The organism is Tardiphaga sp. 862_B3_N4_1 (assembly GCF_051811085.1).
Taxonomy (GTDB): Bacteria; Pseudomonadota; Alphaproteobacteria; order Rhizobiales; family Xanthobacteraceae; genus Tardiphaga; species Tardiphaga robiniae.
This window is the reverse complement of record NZ_JBPWQB010000002.1, coordinates 552367-569096: the sequence shown is the minus strand read 5'-3', so window position 1 is coordinate 569096 and position 16730 is coordinate 552367. Positions and strand designations below refer to the sequence as shown.

The 16730-nt window shown below is 62.1% G+C and carries 11 protein-coding genes; 2 read left to right on the top strand and 9 right to left on the bottom strand.

Annotated features, from left to right (window positions below; translation table 11 throughout):
• Position 1: 1 nt before the first annotated feature.
• The 5 genes from AB8B02_RS19925 to AB8B02_RS19905 all read right to left on the bottom strand — a co-directional run bounded on the left by AB8B02_RS19925 (position 2) and on the right by AB8B02_RS19905 (position 5641).
• Positions 2 to 544, bottom strand: coding sequence for a nucleoside 2-deoxyribosyltransferase (locus AB8B02_RS19925; RefSeq protein WP_439064957.1), 543 nt, complete (start codon positions 542 to 544; stop codon positions 2 to 4).
• 140 nt (positions 545 to 684) lie between these two features.
• Positions 685 to 2610, bottom strand: a complete 1926-nt coding sequence (dxs, locus tag AB8B02_RS19920; protein ID WP_184511912.1) for a 1-deoxy-D-xylulose-5-phosphate synthase — start codon at positions 2608 to 2610, stop codon at positions 685 to 687.
• A gap of 343 nt (positions 2611 to 2953) precedes the next feature.
• Positions 2954 to 4261 carry a hypothetical protein gene (locus tag AB8B02_RS19915; RefSeq protein WP_439064956.1) on the bottom strand — a complete coding sequence of 436 codons (1308 nt, stop codon included), beginning with the start codon at positions 4259 to 4261 and terminating at the stop codon, positions 2954 to 2956.
• A gap of 100 nt (positions 4262 to 4361) precedes the next feature.
• Positions 4362 to 4613: an exodeoxyribonuclease VII small subunit gene (locus AB8B02_RS19910; RefSeq protein WP_089265989.1), complete on the bottom strand. Its 252-nt coding sequence runs from the start codon at positions 4611 to 4613 to the stop codon at positions 4362 to 4364.
• Positions 4614 to 4705: 92 nt separating this feature from the next.
• Positions 4706 to 5641, bottom strand: a complete 936-nt coding sequence (locus AB8B02_RS19905; protein ID WP_093757041.1) for a histone deacetylase family protein — start codon at positions 5639 to 5641, stop codon at positions 4706 to 4708.
• A gap of 309 nt (positions 5642 to 5950) precedes the next feature.
• Here AB8B02_RS19905 and AB8B02_RS19900 point away from each other — a divergent pair, with 309 nt between their 5' ends.
• Positions 5951 to 8026, top strand: coding sequence for a putative bifunctional diguanylate cyclase/phosphodiesterase (locus AB8B02_RS19900; RefSeq protein WP_439064955.1), 2076 nt, complete (start codon positions 5951 to 5953; stop codon positions 8024 to 8026).
• A gap of 1034 nt (positions 8027 to 9060) precedes the next feature.
• Here AB8B02_RS19900 and AB8B02_RS19895 read toward each other — a convergent pair.
• From AB8B02_RS19895 to AB8B02_RS19885, 3 genes are all read right to left on the bottom strand, one after another.
• On the bottom strand, positions 9061 to 10713 hold the full coding sequence (locus AB8B02_RS19895) for a bifunctional metallophosphatase/5'-nucleotidase (protein WP_439065905.1): 1653 nt from the start codon (positions 10711 to 10713) through the stop codon (positions 9061 to 9063).
• A 323-nt stretch (positions 10714 to 11036) separates the two neighbouring features.
• Positions 11037 to 11798, bottom strand: coding sequence for a crotonase/enoyl-CoA hydratase family protein (locus AB8B02_RS19890; protein WP_089265991.1), 762 nt, complete (start codon positions 11796 to 11798; stop codon positions 11037 to 11039).
• 107 nt (positions 11799 to 11905) lie between these two features.
• On the bottom strand, positions 11906 to 13681 hold the full coding sequence (locus AB8B02_RS19885) for an acyl-CoA dehydrogenase (RefSeq protein WP_439064954.1): 1776 nt from the start codon (positions 13679 to 13681) through the stop codon (positions 11906 to 11908).
• Between the two features lie 218 nt (positions 13682 to 13899).
• Here AB8B02_RS19885 and AB8B02_RS19880 point away from each other — a divergent pair, with 218 nt between their 5' ends.
• Positions 13900 to 14283, top strand: a complete 384-nt coding sequence (locus tag AB8B02_RS19880) for a YkvA family protein (protein ID WP_439064953.1) — start codon at positions 13900 to 13902, stop codon at positions 14281 to 14283.
• Between the two features lie 13 nt (positions 14284 to 14296).
• Here AB8B02_RS19880 and AB8B02_RS19875 read toward each other — a convergent pair whose 3' ends face one another.
• Positions 14297 to 16714 carry a TonB-dependent receptor gene (locus AB8B02_RS19875; protein ID WP_439064952.1) on the bottom strand — a complete coding sequence of 806 codons (2418 nt, stop codon included), beginning with the start codon at positions 16712 to 16714 and terminating at the stop codon, positions 14297 to 14299.
• Positions 16715 to 16730 lie beyond the last annotated feature (16 nt).

Here is a 16730-nt window from a genome sequence, read left to right as displayed (position 1 = left end):
GTCAGTACGATGCAGCAAGTTTCAAACAGGCTTCGAAGCTCGTCAGATCCTGCCAGAGATCATTGGGTGCTTCGCGGGGGACGATCATGGGCGCGCCATAGAGATCGAGCGCGTGGATCATCATTAGATTGTCGGCGAGGCCGAAATTTTCGACGGTGAGCCCATCCGCATCCACCAGATGTCCGTCCCGATCGGTGACCTCTGTCATGCGGCGGACACGGTCGATATAGAGCGTGGGGTCATTGCAATAGCCGAAGCAGAGCTTGCCGTGGCCCGCCATATAGCCAAGCTCGAACACCGTGCCGGCATCGGCGCTGGGACCGCGGAACGGCGTGAGATTGGCGATGATAATGTCGCAATGATTCATCATCGCTTCGTTGCCGTGGAAGATCTGGCGCGAAGCGTCGCCGGCATTGATGTCGATGGCGTTATCGAGCGGGAAGAACCCGTGCGCGCCGTAGCGCTTGCAGAGCGCGACCTTCTGCCGGCCGATCTCGGCGGCATTGGGCAGGAACACGTCGGGGCCTGCGAGATAGATATTCATGAAGTCCCCGTCTCATGGTGAGCCGCGCCGACATTGACGAGCCAATTCAGACGAGAACGAGGCAATCCGGCGGTTCCTGCCGAATTGCCTCGTCGTATTCTCTTCGCAATTGCAAACGCGATGTCGCGTTCAACGACAGATCAAGCGAGCTTGACGGTCTCGGCCTTGAAATCCTTGCCGAGGGTCTCGAACACCTTCTTGACGATCCCCTTGGAGTCCAGACCCGCTTGGGCATACATCGCTGCCGGCGTGTCGTGATCCTGGAACATGTCGGGCAGCACCAGCGAACGCATGCGCAGACCGCCGTCGAGCATGCCGTTGTCGGCGAGCAGCTGCATCACATGCGAGCCGAAGCCGCCAATCGAACCTTCTTCGACGGTCAGAAGGATCTCGTGATCGCGGGCGAGCTTGAGGATCATGTCAGTGTCGAGCGGCTTCATGAAGCGTGCGTCGGCAATCGTGGTCGACAGGCCATGGGCGGCGAGTTCGTCGGCGGCCTTCTCACATTCGGCAAGGCGCGTGCCGAACGACAGAAGAGCAACCTTGCTGCCTTCGCGGACGATGCGGCCCTTGCCGATTTCCAGTGGGATGCCGACTTCAGGCATCTCGACGCCGCGGCCTTCGCCGCGCGGGTAGCGCAGGGCGCTCGGTGAATCGTTGATGGCGACCTGGGTCGCGACCATGTGCACCAGTTCGGCTTCGTCGGAGGCGGCCATGATGACCATGTTCGGCAGACAGCCGAGATAGGCATTGTCGAATGAGCCCGCATGGGTCGCACCATCCGCACCGACCAGTCCGGCACGATCGATGGCGAAGCGCACGGGCAGATTCTGGATCGCCACGTCGTGGACGATCTGGTCGTAGCCGCGCTGCAGGAAGGTCGAGTAGATCGCGCAGAACGGCTTGTAGCCTTCGGTGGCGAGGCCAGCCGCAAAGGTCACCGCATGCTGCTCGGCGATGCCGACGTCGAAGGTGCGGTTCGGGAACGCCTTGTTGAAGATGTCGACGCCTGTACCCGACGGCATGGCCGCGGTGATGGCGACGATCTTGTCGTCCTTCTCGGCTTCCTTGACGAGGCTCTGGCCGAACACGTTCTGATAGGCCGGGGCGTTGGGCTTGGACTTCGATTGGGTGCCGGTGGCGACGTCGAATTTGACGACCGCATGATATTTGTCAGCGGCGGCTTCGGCCGGACCGTAGCCCTTGCCCTTCTGGGTCACGACGTGGAGCAGGATCGGGCCGGTCTCCATGTCGCGGACGTTCTGCAGTACGGGCAGCAGGTGATCGAGGTTGTGACCGTCGATCGGGCCGACATAGTAAAAGCCGAGCTCTTCAAACAGCGTGCCGCCGTTGACCATGAAGCCGCGTGAATATTCTTCGACGCGCTCGGCGCGGTCTGCAATCAGCTTCGGCAGATGTTTGCCGAGCTGTTTGGCGGCATCGCGCAGCGAGCGATAGGTCTTGCCCGAATACATGCGCGACAGATAGGCCGACATGGCGCCGACCGGCGGCGCGATCGACATGTCGTTGTCGTTCAGGATGACGATGAGGCGGGAATTCATCGCGCCGGCGTTGTTCATGGCTTCATAAGCCATACCTGCCGACATCGAACCGTCACCGATCACGGCGATAACGTTGTTCTTGCCGCCGGAGAGGTCGCGGGCGACCGCCATGCCGAGGCCAGCAGAAATCGAGGTCGAGGAATGCGCGGCGCCGAACGGATCGTATTCGCTCTCGCTGCGCTTGGTGAAGCCCGACAGGCCACCGGCAGTGCGGAGCGTACGGATGCGGTCGCGGCGACCGGTGAGGATCTTGTGCGGATAGGCCTGATGGCCGACGTCCCAGATGATGCGGTCGCGCGGCGTATCGAAGACGTAGTGGAGGGCGGTGGTCAGTTCGACAACGCCAAGACCGGCGCCGAAGTGGCCGCCGGTGACGGACACCGCATCGATGGTTTCCTGACGAAGCTCGTCGGCAACCTGACGAACCCGCTCGATCTTCAGCTTCCGGAGATCGGCCGGAGTCTTGATGGTATCGAGCAACGGTGTCTTACTAAAATCGGTCACGGCACTATTCCAATTTTACATGTCCGGGACTGCGTCTGGCATCGGGGCCGTCGCGTTTCCGCGCGCCCACTGGACAACCGCAGCCTCCAGAACCGGGAAGCCTGTTTCGAGGCCTTATAATGGGCTTCGATTTTTCAGTGTGATATCTAACATGCTTGGCGGCGACTTCATCTGATCATTTTTGCCAGATGAATGAAGCGCTTATCTACGTTAACGGCCGGCGTTTCAGCCTGCTCGTCAGCGCATAGTCCTAGTCCCTTTACACCAAAGCGATGGCCAAAGCCAACCGCTGTGCCTGCGGGGGTGGCAGCACAAAGGCGCTGTGGACATTCGCGCGGTGTGCCTAGCCGATGCGCCGGGCGACCGGTTCCGTCTCATGGGAACCCGTGTGGGTAGGGCTCTTCGCGCCCAAATCGAGCTTTTTCCATGCGTTTTCGCGGGTAGTGGGGGTGCCATCCACCAACGCCAAAGTTGTGGCCGGCTGACTGACACGCCCCCTGAGAGGCACAGGCCCGCAAACGATCATGAAGAAATCGTAGGCATGCGGCCGCTCATTGGCCATGACGAATTGGAAGTGCACCCGGAAGAATTTCCAACGGAACCGGTTGTAATGTTCCGGGCGGATGATTTCGCGGAACCGGACGGGGACGATGGTTGGATTCCGCCGGGCCGGGCCGGCGTCGATCCCGTGACCGGCGATGGGATCGAACGGAAAGAAGTTCATCACGTCCTTGCGGGATTGGCAGTCGATCCAGTCGATGGAAGGCTCCACGGCCAGCAGCCGCAAATTGTCGCGAAAGCCTTGCGCGACTCTATGGAAGCCGACGATCGGCATATTGCCGCCGAGCGTCAGCAGCACGACGCGAGGGCCGTGGCTACCGAGTTCCGGATCGAGTTTCAGCGCGCGGGCGAGGATTTCGGAGCCAAGGAACGAGCCGGAGCTGTGACCGACCAGTACGATTTCCTGCGCTTTGGTAGACTTGGCGACCTGGACCAGATGCTGCGCGAAGCGGTCGATCCGGGCGTCCCAGTCCGGCCGGTTGCCGTGGGAAAACTGCCAAGTGAAGATCGTATCGGCCATCAGATAAAGCAGATAGGTGTGCTTTTCGGTGTATTTCAGCAGCGTGCCGAGCACCGCCACGAACACCGCCGCAGCGCCGCAGCCCACCAGAAATCCGTGTATTCCAAGTGCCTGCAGCCCTAGCGCGAACAGCCAGGCGATGCCCGCCGACCAGATCGCTCCGTTGAGTAGCAGGACGTGGGGCCAGCTGATGAAGGTGGCGAAGCGCCAATGCGCCTTCCAGAACCGGCCCATCGTGCCGGAGAAGACAAGGCCCCAATAGATGGCGATGGCGTGGATCAGCGTGCGCCAGATCGGCACGGCCAGATCGCGCTGGATCATGTCTTCCCAGCGCAGGAAATCGTAATCGGTCGTGGTCTGCCAGCCGTCGCCCGAGGTTTCGATGCGCCAGGAGGCGGATTCATGCGCGAATTCGCCGTCCGTATGACCTTTCGGTCGGCTGACCGAGGTGGTCAGGCCATAAAGGCGGCCGAACTTGCGCAGTTCGGTCCGAAACATGCGGTAATACTGCGAGAGTCCCCGCGGATCGTATCCCTGCACATAGATGACATGACGGTGCTGGACGCGCACGCTGGTTCCCCGGACTGACGGCGGACTATAAACAGGCCGCGCCATGCGCCAAGCGCTAATTCGGCCGCGGGGTGGTGCGAGGTCTCAGCCGCGCGATTTCCTACTGGACGTCCAGCGGTTCGGTGCCGACCGCTTTGCCGTTCGAATCCGTGGTGATCTTGTCCACGCGGGCTTCGGCCTGACGCAGCAATTCGTCGCAACGCCGCTTCAGCGCCTCGCCGCGCTCATAGATGGCGACCGACTCTTCCAGCGGCACCTTGCCGTCTTCGAGGCGCTTCACGATCGATTCCAGTTCTTCGATCGCGGTCTCAAACGTCAGCTTCTTGACGTCAGCATGGGTGTTCTCGGCCATTCGGTTTCCCGTGTGCGCATTTTGGAAGGACGGAGTCAAAGATATGTTTGAGGGCGTATTGTGGCGGGTACGTTTTGCGACCTGCGCCCCTTTCAGCGCGATGCCCCCATCAGCGCAGAGACATGGGCCGCGGCCGATTCTTTCAAGCCCTGCAGATCATAACCACCCTCGAGTACCGAGACAATGCGGCCACCGGCGGTGCTGTCGGCGAGATCCATCAGCTTGCGCGTCACCCAGCCGAAATCCTCGGCGTCCAGATTAAGCGACGCGAGCGGATCGCGACGATGCGCATCGAAGCCGGCAGAGATGATCAGCAGTTCCGGTGCGAATTTCTGGAGTTGCGGCAGGATGAGATTGTCGAAGGCAGAGCGAAATTTTGCACTGCCGTCGCCGTCATGCAGCGGGGCATTGACGACTGTGTCGTGCTCGCCGCGCTCCTGGGATGCACCGGTACCGGGAAACAGCGGCATTTGATGTGTCGAGCAATACATCACGGTGGGGTCGGCCCAGAAAATGTCCTGCGTGCCATTGCCATGGTGGACGTCGAAATCCACGACGGCCGCGCGGGTAATGCCGTAGGTGCGCTGCGCATACCGCGCTGCAATCGCCGCCTGATCGAAGAAGCAGAAGCCCATCGGCTTGTTGTGCTCGGCATGATGGCCGGGCGGGCGCGTCGCGACGAAGGCATTGGTGTGCTCGCCTTTCATCACCGCGTCGGTCGCCGCGATTGCGCCGCCGACGCCGCGCATCACCGCTTCCCAGGTGCCGGGGGACATCGACGTGTCGCCGTCGAGATAGACGAGGCCGCTGCTCGGCGCGACATGGCGCAGCTCATCGATGTAATGATTGTCATGACAGAGGCTGACGACGTCGAGATTGCCCTCCGGCGCTTCGCCCCGCACCAGCGCGTTGAAGCGGTCTTCGCTGAGTGCCTGCGCCACCGCGCGCATACGGTCGGGGCGTTCGGGATGACCGGGCGGGGTGAGGTGATCGAGCGAGGCCGGATGGCTCAGAAGAAGTGTCGTCATGCAAATGGTCCGCAAGCGCAGGGTGCGCTGGTATGATGAGACGATAACCTAGCCGGTCAGGTCAGGTTCCGATAGGGGGGCATCGCTGGTGCGGTCGTCCCCTAACAAAGCTACCGATCAGAATTATGGATCGCTTTCTTCACATTCGATTCATGTCGTTTCATCGACACCGCCTGACGCCGCGGAATTGAAATGCGCGTTAAGTCGCGGCTGCTATCGGTGGAGGCCGCGGCATTCTGCGGAGAAGGTGCGCATATTCCATCGTCGGACTCCGCAGTTGCGCTCGCGTCTGGGGTGGGTTCGTACGCGATGAGTGAATCGAAATATCCAAGGCGCGTACCCCATCTCTTGCGTTCGGTGTGGCCGTTCGTTGCCATCGTCTTGCTGCAGGCATTTCTCGCCGGCACCAGCATCCACATCCTGTCGTCGGTCCGCGCCTATGTCACCGGCGAAAGCCGATGGTCGAAGGGGCAGATGGAGGCGGTGCATTCGCTCAGCCTCTATGCCGAGACCGGCGACGACAAATATTATCGTCTCTATCAGGCGAGCATCGCCGTGCCGCTCGGGGATCTCATCGCGCGCCGCGCGCTCGAACAGGCGGTGCCGGATCTGCGGGCTGCCTATGACGGATTCCTGCAAGGCGGCAACGATGCCGCAGACATCCCCGGCATGATCTCGCTGTTTCGCAATTTCAGCAAGGTCGTCTATCTCGCCCGAGCCATCGAGACCTGGCACGCCACCGATCCCGTGATCCAGAATTTGGTGGATACGGCCGACGCCATTCACGCCAGCGTCACCGATGGCAAGGTGGGATCGATGCGCCTTGCAGCCCTGAAGGCGCAAATCGACCAGATCAATGAACAGACCTCGCCGCTGGCAGTGGAGTTCTCCCGACGCCTCGGCATCGGCTCCCGCGCCATTCAAGGCATTCTGCTGGTCGCCAATGTGTTCACCGCGGCGCTGTTGATCCTGCTCGGCATCTGGCGGACACGTAATCTGCTGATCCAGCGTCAGCGCTTCGAGACGGCGCTGAAGATCGAGAAGGAGCGTGAGCAGAAATACATCTCACGTCTCGCGTTCCAGGCCTCGCATGATGCACTGACGGGGCTGGCGAACCGCCGCGAATTCGAGCGTCGGGTCCAATACGCATTGCCGCGGATCGACGCCGATGCGCGGCCGCATGCACTGATGTTCCTCGATCTCGATCAATTCAAGATCGTCAACGACACCTGTGGCCATGCTGCCGGCGATCATCTGCTGCGGCAGGTCTCGGGCATACTGAAAAAACATCTGCGCCCGGACAATCTGTTGGCCCGCCTCGGCGGCGATGAATTCGCTGTGCTGCTGGAACGCTGCGAGCCGGATCGTGCGGCGGCGACCGCCGAGCGATTGCGGCGGACGGTCGAAGAGCTGAACTTCGTCTGGAACGGACGTTCGTTCAACGTCACCGTCAGTATCGGCCTCGTCTGTATCGCGCAGCCCGAGGTGACACTGGAAGAAGCGCTGCGCGCGGCCGATGCAGCTTGTTACATGGCCAAGGAGAAAGGCCGCAATCGCGTTACACTGCATCAGCCCAGCGATTCCGAATTGCTGCAGCGGTTCGGCGAAATGAACTGGGTCCAGCGCATTCACGATGCGCTGGAACAGGATCGCTTCTGTCTCTATGCCCAGAAGATCATTCCGCTCAGCGAGCGCGAGGATGGCACTCTGCATGTCGAACTGTTGTTGCGGCTGCGCGACGAGGCGGGGCAACTGGTTGCGCCCGGCCATTTCATTCCCGCGGCAGAACGTTATGGTTTGATGACGCTGATCGATCGCTGGGTGGTCAGGAATGCGTTCATCATTCTCGCCGCGCGATTGGTCGAAGGTGCGACGCCGGTCTCGACCTGCGCCATCAATCTGTCCGGCGCGACATTCAAGGATGAAAGCTTTCTGGACTATGTCCGCGAGCAGTTCCGCATCTATCGGATACCGCCGACCATCATCTGCTTCGAGATCACCGAGACAAGCGCCATCGCCAATCTCGCCGATGCCAATAAATTCATCCAGGCGCTGCAGCAGATCGGTTGCCGCTTCTCGCTGGACGATTTTGGCAGCGGCATGTCGTCCTTCGCCTATCTCAAGCACCTGCCTGTGGACTATCTCAAGATCGATGGCTCCTTCGTCAAGGACATGCTCACCGATCCGATCGACCGCGCCATGGTCGAGATGATCAGCCATATCGGCAAGATCATGGGCAAGCGGACGGTGGCGGAATTTGTCGAGAGCGACGAGATCATCACGACGCTCACCGAGATCGGCGTGGACTTTGCGCAGGGATATGCGGTGGGCCGGCCGGAGCCGTTCGATGTCCATAGCGAGATCGATCGGAGAAACGTGGCGTAGAAGGTGGAGCGGTTGAATTTCATGATCGTCATGGCCAGATGGCGCGAAGCGAGCTTCGCAATAATCCCAGGCCTCTCCCCACGTCATGGCCGGGCTTGACCCGGCCATCCATCTTTCTTGTGCGACGGTGTGCGGGCCAAGCTGGATCCCCGGGTCAAGCCCGGGGATGACACCTGTGGGTGCGGCGCCTCCATCGCAGATTCAAATTTCAAACAGCCACTGCTCTTCAGACATGCGTCATCGCCCCCATTGTTTGCGGCGCGGGGCGCCGTCGTCCTTTGCATTCCCACCCCCTTGTGAGAGGGCGTGCGGAACGCCAGGTGCCCGTTGCACCCTTGGGCCTGATGCGAATGCGGTCTTCCGCAATTGAGTGTGCATCAGGACTTTCGGAGGCGCCGAGCAAGTGCCCGGCGTTCCGCATGCGGTGTTTTTTCGGTTGCTTGCACTTTGCCTCGACGAACGCTCCGATCGCGAATTAAAGTCCCAAGGCGATGGGAAGGGAGCCTCAAGCGACTGGGCCGGACACGTTTTGACTTGGTCGTCCGTCACACTGTCCAGGGCGTCTTTCCATCCGAAGGTCGGCCGTCTCCTTGCCAGTGGCAGTGCTGGCGCAGATCCGTCCTGCCCGAAGACAGACGTTCCCCCATGAACCGCGTGACGCCGCATCTCCGGCGTCCACCGCATCCCACCCCGCGAACGTGACGATCGCGATCGCCCCTCTCGGTGGGGCAGGACAGAGGGGGAATATAATCAATGCAGGGATATTGTCAACGGGGGATAGGAAAAAATGTTTGGGCGCCCCAAACTGTCATTCCGGGGCGCGAGGAGACGCCGCAGGCGGCGTATCGCGAACCCGGAATCTCGGCATGGGAGTCTCTGATCGTGCCAAACACATCGAGATTCCGGGTTCGCACTACAGCGGCTCCGCCGCTTTCGTGCGCCCTCAGGCAAACCAATTGGTTTGCCGGGGAATGACGAGTGTGGATCGAGATTCCGGGCCTCGGAATGACAGCTTCGGGCAGACAGTCGTTCCGCTAATCCACCCGCGCAATCCGCCCCAGCGGCATCGGCGACACCGGGCTGTTGGCCTTCATGTAAGCGTTCAGCGCATCGACATCGTAGACGCCGACCAGCGGCTCCTTGCCCTCTTTCAATACCGTGAAGCCATCGCCGCCGACGGCCAGAAAGCCGTTCACGGTGACGCGATAGTTGGCCGTGGGATCGATCACCTTGCCATCCAGCATCATGCGCCCGGGCGGGACGCGCTGACCCGCCGCCGCCGTGTTGTCCCACGCGTAGCTGAAGCCTTTCGAGGCCTGCAGGATGCGCGGCCGGCTCGGCGTGTTCCATTGCTGCTCGAGCATCGCCTTGATTTGCGCGCCGGTGAGCGTCAGCGTCACCAGCTGGTTGCGGAACGGCTGCGCTGCGAAGACGTCGCCATAGGTCACGCTGCCGTCGGCCGATCTGGTGATGTCGGCGCGGATGCCGCCGGGATTGGTAAAGGCGATCACGGCGGCGCCGAGATTGCCGGCCGATGTCGCGGCGAGATGTGCGTCGGCGATGATATCGCCAAGTGGGCTTTCGCCGGTCGTCATGTCGGGCATGCGCGACAGCGTTGCGGTGATCGATCCCGCAGGACGGCGGGCGATCGGCGCGGCAACCTTGTCATAGGCGGCGAGCAAGGCGGTCTGCGCGGGATCGGCGGGATAGGTCGCCGTGCGCACGATGACGTTGTCGGCCTTGGCGCTGATGACATCGCGCGTCGTACGGTCGAGCTTGAGGTCGATGGTGGTGACCAGCGTGCCGTATTTGTCGCCTGACGTGACGAGGCGTCCGTCGATCTGGCAGGTGTAGGCGCGGTGCGTGTGACCACTGACCACGACATCGACCGCCTTGTCGAACTTCTTCACAATATCGACGATTGGTCCGGAGATGCCCGGGCATTCATTGTAGTCGCCGGTGGGGAAGCCGCCCTCATGGATCAGCACCACGATGGCCTCGACGCCTTTGGCCTTCAGTTCGGGCACCAGCGCATTGACCGTCTCGGCTTCGTCCCTGAATTCGAGACCGGCAATGCCGGGCGGCGCCACGAGGCCGGGCGTACCTTTCAGCGTCAGGCCGATGAAGGCGACGGGAATGCCGTCGAATGTCTTGATCTGATAGGACGGCAGCAGCGACTGGCCGGTCTTGGTATCGATGGTCGAGGCGGCGAGATAGTTGAACGTCGCGCCGGCAAACGGATGCGGGCCTTGGCAGCCATCGACGGGATGGCAGCCACCGTTCTGCATGCGCAGCAGCTCCTCGCGGCCTTCGTCGAATTCGTGATTGCCGACCGAGGCGATCTCAAGGCCCATCATCGATAGTGCCTCGATGGTCGGTTCATCATGAAACAGCGCGGAGAGAAACGGGCTGGCGCCGATCAGGTCGCCCGCGGCCACGAATACGCTGTTCGCCTTGCCGGCGCGGAGCTGCTTGACCAGCGTCGCCATATGCTCGGCGCCGCCGGCGGGCACGGTGATCTTCTTCGTCCTGTCGGCGGGATCGTCGATACTGATACCGCCGGGGGCAGGGCGCAGATTGCCGTGGAAGTCGTTGATGGCAAGGACGGTGACGTCGACGGGGGTGGGGGTCTGGGCGTAAGCACCCGTAAAGCTCAGCGACCATGCCGCGAGCACCGCAAGTACGATGGTCTTAACCTCTCCCCGTGTCCATGCGAAGCGCAGCTTCGCTAGGCGGGGAGAGGTCGACCGGCGAAGCGCAGCGAAGCCGGTCGGGTGAGGGGCAGGGCACGATGTCAGCAAAGCGGAGGGTCTCTCAGGTCGGATATTCGCAGCTTTGGTTGCGATGAGTGGTCATTCATGCCGCTATCGTTTGACATGACAGCGACACGATAGCTCACAATTGCGTTGACGACAGTGCCATGCCCCTCACCCGACGTTCATGCGCTGCGCGCCTGAACGTCGACCTCTCCCCGTGAAGAACGGGGAGAGGTTAAGAAAGCGCAGAATCATCACCCCTTCTTGCGCGCGAAGAACGCCTTGAACGCCGCGCTCGCTTCCTGCGACTTCATGCGCTCGCCGAACAGATGGCTCTCCTGATCGATCCGCCGCGTGAGATCCTCGGGCGGGAGCTTCAGCAGCCGGCGCGAGATTGCCACGGCTTCCACCGGCAATGCGCAGATCTCGCGTGCGACCTTGCGCGCCTCGACTTCGGTGTGACCGGGCGGCACGATTTCGTTGATGAAACCGGCGGCCTGGCCATCTTCCGCCGTCATCGTGCGGCCCATCACCAGCGCGGCGAAGGCCCGCTGATGACCCATGGTGCGCGGGAACAGCAGGCTGGAGGCGGCTTCCGGCACCAGGCCGAGATGAATGAACGGCGTTGAGAAGGTTGCGGTGGTCGAGGCCAGCACATAGTCGCAGTGGAACAGCATGGTCGTGCCGATGCCGATGGCAATGCCATCCACCGCGGCGATGATCGGCTTGGTGTTCTGCGCCAGCGAATACAGAAACTTCACGGCGTTCGACGCGCGTGGGGACTCGGCCTTTTCGGCGCTGTCCTTCAGAAAATCCTGCAGGTCGTTGCCCGCGGTGAAAGCGCCGGAGCCGCCGGTGATGATCATGCAGCGGATATCGGGATTGTTCTGCGCGGTGTCGATCGCGTCCGACATGGCGTGATACATGTCCTGCGTCAACGCGTTCTTCTTTTCCGGCCGGCGCAGCGTGATCACGCGCGTGGCCTCGTCGTCGGTCACGATCAGATGTTCGGTCATGTCAATTCCCTGGCATAGCCCATAGCGCCCCGCAAAAAGCGCGGCTGCCGCGTTTCCTCTGCCGGATATTACATCAATCCGCTGCGGCCGATATGGTGGGCGATGGTTTATGCCAGCAAAACAGCATCGGCCGACATCACGGATTCACTGGAGTCCATCACGGTGCGTTCAAGCGAACCAGCCTGCACCGCAACATTCTCGGCGAAGAACCGCGCAACTGTCACATAGCGTGCAGCGTCGCCGTCGCCATCGCGTGCGGCAAGGGCTTCGTTGGCCAGCATGCATCCGCCGAGCGCGGAGCCGAACAGCCGCAGATAGGGCGTGGCGCCGGACAGTGCGTCGTTCGGCGCCGAGGCCAGCTTCTCCAGCAGCCACTTGCTCGAACGCTCCAGCGAGCCGAGCGCGTCGCGGAGTTTTGCGCCGGTGGTGCCGAAGGCGGGATCGTTGGAGGCCTCGACGCGCGACACGATGCCTCCGAGTTCGTCCAGCAGTGCCCATACGGATTCGCCGCCCGATGCCGCGAGTTTGCGCGTGACGAGATCGATCGACTGGATACCGTTGGTGCCTTCATAGATCGCGGTGATGCGCGCATCGCGGTAGTGCTGCGCAGCGCCGGTCTCCTCGATGAAGCCCATACCGCCATGGATCTGCACGCCCAGTGACGTCACTTCATTGCCAATATCGGTGGAGAAGGCCTTGGCGATCGGCGTCAGCAGTGCGCCGCGCGCGGCCGCTTCGGTGCGCACCTTGGCGTCGGGCGAACGTGCGGCGATGTCGAGCGCCACGGCGGTGGCGTAGCAGATGGTCCGCGCGGCGGCGGTGAGGGAACGCATCTGCATCAGCATGCGCTTGACGTCGGGATGGACGATGATCGGATCCATGCCGGCCGTCTTGCTGCCGATACCGCGGCCTTGTTTACGCTCCTGCGCGAAGGCCAGTGCCTGCTGATAGGCGCGGTCGGCAATGCCGACGCCTTCAAGCCCGACGCCGAGCCGGGCCTGGTTCATCATCGTGAACATGCAGAGCATGCCGCGATTTTCCTCGCCGATGAGGTAGCCGACCGCGCCGCCCTTGTCGCCCATGGTCATGGTGCAGGTGGGGGAGGCGTGCATGCCGAGCTTGTGTTCGACGCCGGACGCATGGATATCGTTGCGTTCACCGAGCGAGCCGTCGGCATTGACCAGGAATTTCGGGATCAGGAACAGCGAGATGCCCTTGGTACCGGCGGGGGCGTCGGGCAATCGCGCAAGCACGAAATGCACGATGTTATCGGTCATGTCGTGATCGCCATAGGTGATGAAGATCTTGGTGCCGGAGATGCGATAGCTGCCGTCCGGCGCACGCTCGGCGCGCGAGCGCAGCGCGCCGACATCGGAGCCGGCCTGCGGCTCGGTGAGCTGCATGGTGCCGGTCCATTCGCCGGTGACCAGCTTTTCCAGATAGATCTTCTTGAGCTCATCGCTGCCATGGGCGTCGAGCGCCTCGATGGCGGAGAGCGTCAGCAGCGGGCAGAGGCCGAAAGCGATATTCGACGCGCTCCAGATCTCGGTGCAGGCGGCATTGATCGCCAGCGGCAGGCCCTGGCCGCCGAAGGCTTCGGGGCCGGAGACGCCGTTCCAGCCGGCGGCAGTCCAGCGCGCATAGGCATCGGGCCAGCCGGGGGCGGTGGTGACTTTATTATCCGAGAGCTTGATACCGTTCTTGTCGCCCACGGTATTGAGCGGCGCCAGAACGTCACTGGCAAAGCGGCCGGCCTCTTCAAGCACGGCAGCGGTCATATCGGCGTCGAAGTCGCCGTAATGGCCGGCTTTCAGGGCCGCCTGCAGGCCGGCGCCATGATTCAGGGCCAGCAGCATGTCGTTGATCGGTGCTCGGTAGGTCATGGCATCTCGCTCCCAGCAATTCTTTGGGTACACTTTTTCAGCTTTCCGCCGTCTTCCCACGAAACGGGCAGCTCCTCAACACGCCAAAGGGCGCATCCGGGGCCCTCTGTGGCTGGGGCGGCAAGATCCGAGTCTCCGTATGGGGAAACGAAATCCGCCAACTTCTGCTGCAATATCAATGGCTATCTTGAAGCTGACTTGTGCGATACGACGCATCCATGTTGATGCGGATCAAAAGCTGGGCCCGGAACATCAAGACGGACACGCATGCCGTCTATCTCGCCGCGCGCGATCCGCGGGTGCCATGGTTTGCGAAAGTTCTCGCGATCGCTGTCGCCGCCTATGCGCTGTCGCCGATCGATCTCATTCCGGATTTCGTGCCGGTCCTTGGCTATCTCGACGACCTGATCATCGTGCCGCTGGGTATCTGGCTCGTGGTGGCGCTGGTCCCGGGCGAGGTGATGGCCGAGTACCGGATCAAGGCGCGCGAGGCTGCGGAACGCCCGACCAGCAGATCGGGCATGATCGCCATCCTCGTGTTGTGGCTCGCCAGCGCACTCCTGCTCGGGTGGCTCGGCTATCGCTACTGGACGCGGGCCTGATCGCCGACGCTCGTCAGAACCTGACTTTCACACCGGCATAGAAGGCACGCGGCCGCGCCGGGCTGACCGAACGTGCGTCCGTGAACTGGGCGCCGCCATTGGCAAAATTCGGCACCGAGTCGGTCTCGAAGAAAGTCCCGTATGTCGAATAACGTCGGTCGAGGAGGTTGTCGACGCGGGCGAAGACCTGCACGGATTTATCGATCTGGTACGACGCGTGGGCATTGAACACGGTATAGGCTTCAAGTTTCGGCGCCTGGTTGGAATCGTCGCCGACGAAATACTGGCTGCTGACGAACAGCGCATCAGCCCCGACCTTGAAAGCGTCAGTCAGCGCATAGTCGAACCCGGCCTTGACGCGGTGACGCGGGATCGCCGGGATCTGGTTGCCGGGCAGGATCTGGACGTTGCCGTCGTCATCCTTGAACGGGCTGTTCGATCCGATCGCGAGCGGATCAAGGAAGCGCGCATCGACGAAGGCGTAGCTCGCATAGAGCTGCAGGGTCGGTGCACGCAGCGTGACCTCCGCCTCGATACCCTGCCGGCGCGTCGAGCCGACATTCTGGAAATAGCCATAGCCTTGCAGCACCGGGCTCGGGATTGCGAGAATGTCATCGGTGTTGGTGGCGCGGAAGGCGCCGAGTTTCCAGCCCAGCGTGCCCGCATTCAGCTCCTTCGTGCCACGCAGGCCAGCTTCTATCGTATGCGAAACCACCTGCTTGAGCGGCGGATCAGAGATCAGGAAGGCACCGACGATGCAGGGATTGGCAGGGTCGGCGCAGCCGAGTTCCAGCGGGGTCGGCGCGCGGTTGGCTTCCGAATAGCCGGCATAGGCGGTCAGCTCAGGCGTGATCTTGTAGGTACCGCCGATGATCGGATTGAAACGGTTGAAAGTGTGGTCACCGTTGAGCGCGGTGCCGATCTGATCCTCAAGCACGATCTGCGCCGTGTTGAAGCGGCCGCCGCCGGTGATCGAAAAGGCATTGGTCACGTCGAACGTGTCGAGCGCGTAAATGCCGCCATAGCGATTGGTGGTCCGCAACGACACCGGGCCGATCGCGATCGGATCGCCGGACTGGCCGAGGGAAATCCCGCTGCCGGTGACGACGTAATCCGGGCCGATGGTGCCGAGTTCGGCGCTGGCCGTGAAGTGACTGGCGCTGGACGAATAGCTGGCGCCGACGACAAAGCGGTTGTTATGGCCGAACAGCTGATCGGTATTGGTCGCCTGCAGGGAGCCGCCCACCGTGGTCGAGCGCGTCGAGGTACGATCATTCTCGCCAAGAACCGCGCCGGGCGCGAAAGGATTGGCAATTTGCGCGCCGTTCAGGCCGTTGGCCGGCGTGTCGTCATCGCCGAAGCACAAGAGGGTCGGATCTTCGCAGGGCTGGGTGCCGGTCGGATTGCCATCCTGGGTCTTGTTCCGGAAGAATCTCAGATGCGCCGCCGCCTCCACCGTCCAGGTCGGCGTCGCCTCGACCTTGCCCGTGAAATTGAGATAGCCGACGCGGTTATTCGAGGTCTGCGGCGTCGTATAGGTGGCGCCATAATTCTGCTGCAGCAGTTCGACCGGAACGGTCGCCGAGGCGCCAAACTTGTTGTTGGCGACGCCCATATTCAGGTGAAGCTCGCTGCTGTCGCTGCGATAGCCCACATCGCCATAAAAGCGTCGGACGTCCGATGTCGCGAAGTTGCGGAAGCCCTTGTCATGCAGCCCTTCGAGCGCGCCATAGACGGCGAATCCCTCGACCTGCTTGCCCCATTGCGCCGAGCCCTGGATGCGGCCGAACGAGCCGCCCATCGTGCTGAGCTCGGCTCCCTGATAGTTGAAGCCGTCCTTCATCTGGATGTTGACTGCGCCGCCCAGCGCGTTGAGGCCGAACGCGGGATTATTGGTGACCACGCTGACCGAGCGGATCGCCGCGGTCGGGATCAGGTCCCAATTGACGGTGTCGCCGAAGGCTTCGTTGATACGCACGCCATTCTGATAGACCGCGAGCCCCTGCGGCGTACCGGCCACCGGCGACGCCACGAAACCGCGAAATTGCAGGTCAGGCTGGAAAGGATTGCCCGCGACTTCGTTGATCAGAATGCCGGGCACTTGCTGCTGCAGGGCATCAGTAACGTTCAGGGAATTGGCACGTTCGATCGCACGGGCATCGACATAATTGATACTCGCCGTGACCTTGTCGACGTCGATGCCGGAACGCGACGTCGGCGTGGTCGGATAGACGTAGACCGTACGCGGCCGCTCGGCGACCCGCTGGGTGGTCTGACGCCGGGGGGCGCGTCTACTGGCGGTGGCGGGGGCGGACACCACGACCGGAGGCAGCACCTGCGGTTCTCCAGGTGGACTTTGCGCAAAAGCCGTTTCGGAAACCGGTAGAAAACCCGTCGACAGCGAAGCCACGACCAGCACTCTTACGCGCATCTGTTTCACCCCATTC

What these genes read in the sequence shown, in the direction of transcription:
- AB8B02_RS19910 (WP_089265989.1), bottom strand. Translation starts at nt 4,613, where the DNA reads ATGGCCGAGAACACCCATGCTGACGTCAAGAAGCTGACGTTTGAGACC.
- AB8B02_RS19880 (WP_439064953.1), top strand. Translation starts at nt 13,900, where the DNA reads ATGTTGATGCGGATCAAAAGCTGGGCCCGGAACATCAAGACGGACACG.
- AB8B02_RS19900 (WP_439064955.1), top strand. Translation starts at nt 5,951, where the DNA reads ATGAGTGAATCGAAATATCCAAGGCGCGTACCCCATCTCTTGCGTTCG.
- AB8B02_RS19905 (WP_093757041.1), bottom strand. Translation starts at nt 5,641, where the DNA reads ATGACGACACTTCTTCTGAGCCATCCGGCCTCGCTCGATCACCTCACC.
- AB8B02_RS19875 (WP_439064952.1), bottom strand. Translation starts at nt 16,714, where the DNA reads ATGCGCGTAAGAGTGCTGGTCGTGGCTTCGCTGTCGACGGGTTTTCTA.
- AB8B02_RS19890 (WP_089265991.1), bottom strand. Translation starts at nt 11,798, where the DNA reads ATGACCGAACATCTGATCGTGACCGACGACGAGGCCACGCGCGTGATC.
- AB8B02_RS19885 (WP_439064954.1), bottom strand. Translation starts at nt 13,681, where the DNA reads ATGACCTACCGAGCACCGATCAACGACATGCTGCTGGCCCTGAATCAT.
- AB8B02_RS19925 (WP_439064957.1), bottom strand. Translation starts at nt 544, where the DNA reads ATGAATATCTATCTCGCAGGCCCCGACGTGTTCCTGCCCAATGCCGCC.